The 4,424-nt window shown below is 68.6% G+C and carries 3 protein-coding genes; 2 read left to right on the forward strand and 1 reads right to left on the reverse strand.

What is annotated here, in order from left to right; translation table 11 throughout:
* Positions 1–440: 440 nt before the first annotated feature.
* Positions 441–692 carry a type II toxin-antitoxin system Phd/YefM family antitoxin gene (locus NMQ16_RS18915; RefSeq protein ID WP_257082513.1) on the forward strand — a complete coding sequence of 84 codons (252 nt, stop codon included), beginning with the start codon at positions 441–443 and terminating at the stop codon, positions 690–692.
* Positions 685–1,098 (forward strand): putative toxin-antitoxin system toxin component, PIN family, encoded by a 414-nt coding sequence (locus tag NMQ16_RS18920; protein ID WP_257082514.1) that lies wholly within the window; start codon positions 685–687, stop codon positions 1,096–1,098. Before NMQ16_RS18915 ends, NMQ16_RS18920 begins: the two co-directional genes overlap by 8 nt.
* Positions 1,099–1,609: 511 nt before the next feature.
* Here NMQ16_RS18920 and NMQ16_RS18925 read toward each other — a convergent pair.
* Positions 1,610–3,991 (reverse strand): alpha/beta hydrolase fold domain-containing protein, encoded by a 2,382-nt coding sequence (locus tag NMQ16_RS18925; protein ID WP_257082515.1) that lies wholly within the window; start codon positions 3,989–3,991, stop codon positions 1,610–1,612.
* Between the last annotated feature and the right edge of the window lie 433 nt (positions 3,992–4,424).

Raw genomic sequence — 4,424 nt, forward strand, 5'->3', positions numbered from 1 at the left:
GGGCCAACCGGCTCCGCGGGCGGCGAGCAGTGCTCGCCGAAACCCCCGCTCCGCCCTCGCCGCGATAGACACTCTGCACCCTGATGGTCGCCGGACCGATCGCGACGGGGCCGTCGCTCCCAAGATCCCTGCGCTTGAGGTCTTGCTGTGGTCTCCGCGTGCGCTGCACCTGTGGGAGCGGCGGCCCCGCCGCGATAGGCACTCTGCACTCTGATGGTCACCGCACTGATCGCGACGGGGCCGTCGCTCCCACAGTTCCTGCGTTTGAGGCCTTGCCGAGCTAACTGGGAGCGACGCTCCCGCAAAAACTGCACTTATCGCCGCGTGCTGCGCGAGCTGGCTGGGCTGACCTTGATGTCGACCTGGATCGCTGGTGACGTACAATTCGTATAAATCGTACAAAATGTATTAATCTTTCGTCGTCACATGGGAATCTTGTCATGAAAACGATTGCAGCAAGCGAAGCCAAACAGGGCTTCGCTGCATTGATTGACGCCGCCGCTCGCGAGCCCATCGCGATTCAACGGCAGAAACGCGACGTGGCGGTGGTGATGTCGATGCACGAGTACGAGCGGCTCACGCGGCTGAACGTGAGCGAGTTCCAGCGCTTTTGCGACCGGGTGGGCGCTCGGGCGGTAGAAGCCGGCATCGACGAAGCCACACTCGCCGGCCTGCTCGCCGACGATGCCTGAGCGCCGCTGGGTTCTCGACACCAACGCGCTGATCAGTCGGCTGCTTCTTCCGACCGGCGTCGCCGCCCGCGCGGTCGATCATGCGCTTGCCCGGGGTGTGGTGCTGGTGTCTGAAGAAACCATGAACGAGCTGGCGGAGGTGATCAGCCGGCCGAAGTTTGACCGCTATCTGTCGGTCGCCGAACGTGTGCAGTTTCTAAGACTTTTCGGCGGGGTCGCGCGGATGGTGAACATCACCCACCGCGTCGCCGCATGCCGCGACCCGAAAGACGATAAATTCCTGCATGTCGCCCTCAATGGCGAAGCGGAAGCCATCGTGACCGGTGATCGGGATTTCCTGGTGTTGCATCCATTTCACGGCATTTCGATTTTGTCGCCCGCAGATTTCGTTGTCATGGTCCAGTAGCCGCGCGCGGCTTCCATTGGAGACGCGCATTGTGGGAGCGGCGGCCCCGCCGCGATAGGCACTTCGCACTGTGATGATCGCCGCACCGATCGCGACGGGGCCGTCGCTCCCACACATCCCTGCGCTTGAGCGCCTTGCCGCGGTCTGTGGCGCCGCCCCCTGTGGGAGCGGCGATCCACGGTTGGCCCTGCATGGCCAACCGGCTCCGCGGGCGGCGAGCAGTGCTCGCCGAAACGCCCGCTCCGCCCTCGCCGCGATGGGCACTTCGCACCGGGGTGGTCGCCGCACTGATCGCGACGGGGCCGTCGCTCCCACACATCCCTGCGCTTGAGGTCTTGCTGTGGTCTCCGGGTGCGCCGCACCTGTGGGAGCGGCGGCCCCGCCGCGATTCGCACTTTGCACAGCGATGGTCGCCGCACGATCGCGGCGAGGCCGCCGCTCCCACAGCCCTGCGCTAGCAGCCTTGCCGTGGTCTCTGGGGACGCCGCTCCGACAGTAATCCCGCTTCGCATCACGCCAGCGTGTAATCCGCCAGATCCGGTTTCTTCACGGCCTTCACGTATTCGCGGGTGAAGCCGGGGAAGATGGCGATGACGCGGCCGTTTTCCATGCGGTACCAGCTGCGGCACTGGCTCCAGACCGAGGTGCCGAGGCGCTGCTGCAGGTCGCGGTTCCAGGCGTCGGCGACTTCGGGGCGCACATCGATCCAGCGCCGGCCGCCGGTGCGCACGGCCTGCATGCAGGTGATGGCGTGCTGCACTTCGGGTTCTATATAGAGCAGCGTCGAGGTGTGGCCGGTGGCGGTGTTGGGGCCGAGCATCAGGAACATGTTGGGAAAACCGGCCACGGTAATGCCCTGGTAGGCGGCCGGGCCGTCGGACCAGGCCTCGGCCAGCGTGCGACCGGCGCGACCGGTGACGCGCAGCGATGACAGCAGCTGCACGGCGTCGAAGCCGGTGGCGCACACAAGGGTGTCGATCTCGCGCTCGCGACCGTCGGCCGTGACCACGCCGGTCGGAGTGATGCGGGTGATGGCGTCGGTCACCAGTTCGACGTTGGGCCGGCACAGCGCGGGGTAGAAATCGTTGGAATAGATGATGCGCTTGCAACCCAGCGGGTACGGCGGCGTGAGCCGCTCGCGCAGCGCGGCGTCGGGCACCTGCTTGTCGCGGTGGCGCGCGGCGGTCATCAGCATGGACTTGCGCGCCAGCGTGCCTTCGTCGAAGCCGCGCCGGCCCAGTTCGAGCGCCTGCACCCAGGCGGCGCGCACGGCGGCGGCGTACGGCGGCAGGTGGGCGAGCAGCCGGTCAAGCACGGTGTAGCGACGGTCGAGCCGCGGCATGACCCAGTTGGCGGTGCGCTGGAACAGGTACAGCTGCCCTGCTTCGGCGGCGACCGGCGGCACCAGTTGCGACGCGGTCGAGCCGGTGCCGATGACGGCGACGCGCTTGCCGGCCATGGCGTAGCCGTGGTCCCAGCGGGCGGAGTGCAGCGTCTTGCCGCGGAAATCGGCCAGCCCGGGGATGTCGGGCCAGCGCAACTGGCTCAGCGGGCCGGTGCTGCACACGAAAAAGCGCGCGCTCAGCACATCACCGCGCTCGGTGGCGAACTGCCAGCGGCCGCTGGATTCGTCGAAGGTGGCTTCGGCAAGCCGGGTGCCGAGCCGCATGTGTCCGATCAGGCCGTGCTTTTCGGCCACCTTCTGCATGTAGGCCTGGATTTCGGGCGCCGAGGCGAAGCGGCGCGACCAGCCGGGGTTGGGCGCGAACGAGAAGGAATAGGCCGGCGCGGGCACGTCGACGTGCGCACCGGGGTAGGTGTTGTCCCACCAGGTGCCGCCGAGCCCCGCCTGTTTTTCGAGGATGACGAAATCGTGTATGCCGGCGCGCTTGAGCTGTACGGCCATGCACAGGCCGGACATGCCGGCGCCGAGGATGACCACTTCGTGCCGCGTGGTGATGGGCGGCGTGGCGAGCGCGAGCGATGCGTGCGTGAAACGGGCGATGCGGGCGATGGCCGCGTCGGCGCTGGGCAGCGCGCCGCCATGCATCTGGAACACATGCCAGCGCCGCGCAGTGATGTCGCATTCGACCTCGACGCCCGCGGCCTCGAGCGCGTCGTGCAGCGCCACGGCCTGGTCATGCAGCAGTTCGTCGGTGCCGGCCTGGATCAAGGTCGGCGGCAGACTGCGCAGATCGGTGTGCAGCGGCGAGGCGAGCGGCGATTCGGGCGGTGCATCGCCCAGGTAGTGCGCGGCGCAGGCCGACGCCCAGTCGGTGCTGAGCATGCACTCGCCGGCGGGAACCGTGTCGGGCATGCCGGCGGGCGTCATGTCGACCCAGGGCGACAGCAGCACGAGTGCCGCCGGGCGCGGCGCGTCGGCGTCGCGCAGTGCAAGGGCCGCCGCCAGCGCCAGACCGCCGCCGGCCGAATCGCCTGCGATGATGACCGGGCCCTGATCGTTCAGCGCGCGGAAGGCCGCGACGGCGTCGTCGATGGCGGCCGGAAAGCGGTTTTCCGGGGCGAGCCGGTATTCCAGCGAAAACACCGGCAGGCCGCTGGCAAGCGCGATGCGCGACGTCAGTGCCCGATGCCCGAGCGCCGAGCCCACGCAGTAGGCACCGCCATGCAGATAAAGGATGATGCCCGGGCGCACCGGCGGCGTGTCATGCCGGCGCAGCCACTCGCCCGGCACCCCGCCGACCGTGGCCGGCTCGATCGACACCCCGGCCGGCACCAGCGTGGTACGGGCGAGCCGCGCCAGCCAGCGCCGCTGCGCCTCGATCGACCAGCGCGGCGAAAACGCAGGCTTCAACACCAGCTTCAGCGAGCCGCGAATGAGAAAGGCCGAAAGCGCCTCGATGAAGCCCCGGGGTGAGTACGTCTTCCTCATGCAACACGCTCCGCCTGAGTTCGGTTGGTTCCGTGCAATCACGGCACCACGCACCCTACCTCACCCGGGCCGAACGGCGAACCTGCAGTGCACCAGCCAACCCGCTGAGGACTCGCCGTGGTCTCCAGGCGCGCCCCCCTGTGGGAGCGGCGATCCACGGTTGGCCCTGCATGGCCAACCGGCTCCGCGGGCGGCGAGCAGTGCTCGCCGAAACCCCCGCTCTGCCCTCGCCGCGATGCGCACTTCGCACCGCGATGGTCACAGCACGATCGCCGTCCTTGTGGGAGCGGCGGCCCCGCCGCGATACGCACGTTGCACCGTGATGGTCATCGCACCAATCGCGACGAGGCCGTCGCTCCCACAGTCCCTGCGCTTGAGGGCTCGCCGTGGTCTTCGGGCGCGCCTCCCCTGTGGGAGCGGCGGCCTCGCCGCG

Origin of the sequence: Methyloversatilis sp. XJ19-49 (genome assembly GCF_024580145.1) — a bacterium.
GTDB lineage: Bacteria > Pseudomonadota > Gammaproteobacteria > Burkholderiales > Rhodocyclaceae > Methyloversatilis.